The 1,724-nt window shown below is 71.0% G+C and carries 1 protein-coding gene; it reads right to left on the bottom strand.

The features are described 5' to 3' along the window. On the bottom strand, positions 1-1,724 hold a 1,724-nt coding region (gene dnaE / locus I59_RS16760; RefSeq protein WP_022904858.1), incomplete at both ends, for a DNA polymerase III subunit alpha.

Here is a 1,724-nt window from a genome sequence, read left to right on the forward strand (position 1 = left end):
GTACAGCTTCTCGCGCAGCCGTTCGATCTTCTCGTGCCCGCGTTTCGACCCCATCGCCCGTCGGAGCAGGTCGGCGTCGTCGCCGGTGCACCCGCCGACGACCACCGCCATCTGCATGAGCTGCTCCTGGAACAGCGGGACGCCCTTGGTGCGCGCGAGCACGGGTTCGAGCAGCGGGTGCGGGTAGGTGATCTGCTCGGCGCCGGTCCGGCGTCGGATGTACGGGTGCACGGCCCCGCCCTGGATCGGCCCCGGACGCACGAGCGCGACCGCGATGACGAGGTCGTAGAACTCGCGCGGCAGCAGCCGCGGCAGCGACCCCATCTGCGCGCGGGACTCGACCTGGAACACCCCGATCGTGTCGGCCCGGCAGAGCTGGTCGTAGACGCCGGGTTCCTCCTTCGGGATGGTGTGCATGTCCCACCGCTCCCCGCAGTGCTCCGCGGCGAGGTCGAACGCGTACTGCAGCGCCGCGAGCATGCCGAGGCCGAGCATGTCGAACTTGACGAGCCCCATGTAGGCGCAGTCGTCCTTGTCCCACTGGAGCACGGTGCGGCCGTCCATCCGGGCGTGCTCGATCGGCACGACCTCGCCGACCGGCCGGTCCGTGAGCACCATGCCGCCCGAGTGGATGCCGAGGTGCCGGGGGAACCCGAGCACCTGCTGCGCCATGTCGACCACGGGGGCGGGGATGTCGTGGTCCTGGCTCTCGGTCACCGATCCCCACCGTTCCACCTGCTTCGACCAGGCGTCCTGCTGCCCGGGGCTGTGCCCGAACGCCTTCGCGATGTCCCGCACGGCGCCCTTCGGCCGGTAGGTGATGACGTTCGCGACCTGGGCTGCGTTGAACCGACCGTACTTCTCGTAGACGTACTGGATGACCTCTTCGCGGCGGTCCGAGTCGAAGTCGACGTCGATGTCGGGCTCCTCGTCGCGCAGTGCCGACAGGAACCGCTCGAACGGCAGCCCGTACCGGATCGAGTCGACGGCGGTGATCTCGAGCAGGTAGCAGACCGCGGAGTTCGCGGCCGAACCACGGCCCTGGCAGAGGATCCCCCGCTGCCGGGCGAACTGCACCATGTCACGCACGATGAGGAAGTACCCGGGGAAGTCCTTGTCCTCGATGACGGCGAGTTCGCGCTCGATGCGCGTCCGCTTCGCCGGGTCGACCCCGTCGTCGCTGCCCGGGTAGAACCGGCGCGCACCCTCCCAGGTGAGCTCGCGGAGCCACGACATCGTGGTGTGCCCGTCGGGGACGTCGACCTTCGGCAGACCGGGACGTGCCGTCTTCAGCGAGAACCCGAGCTCGTCGGCGAGGGTCACGCTGTGCTCGACGGCGCCGGGCCACCGGGCGAACCGTCTGGCCATCTCGGCGCCCGACCGCAGGTACGCCGTGTCGGCGGCCGGCAGCCAGCCGTCGATCTCGTCGAGGCTCCGGCGCGCCCGCACCGCCGCGAGCGCCGAGGCGACGGGGAAGCGGTCCGGGGTGGCGTAGTGCACGTTCCCCGTCGCCACCACCGGCAGCGCGTGCCGTGCAGCGAGCGTCGCGAGGACGTCGTTCCGGGCGCTGTCCGTCGGATCGCCCTGGTCGATGAGCTCCACGACCACGTTGTCGGTGCCGAACCGGTCGAGCAGGACCCGCAGGGCGGTCTCGGCCTCGGACTCGCCCCCGCGCTCGAGCGCCTGCCGGACGGCACCCTTTGCGGCACCGGTCAGCACCCGCC

The sequence above is a fragment of the Curtobacterium sp. B8 genome (genome assembly GCF_000333315.1).
GTDB lineage: Bacteria > Actinomycetota > Actinomycetes > Actinomycetales > Microbacteriaceae > Curtobacterium > Curtobacterium luteum.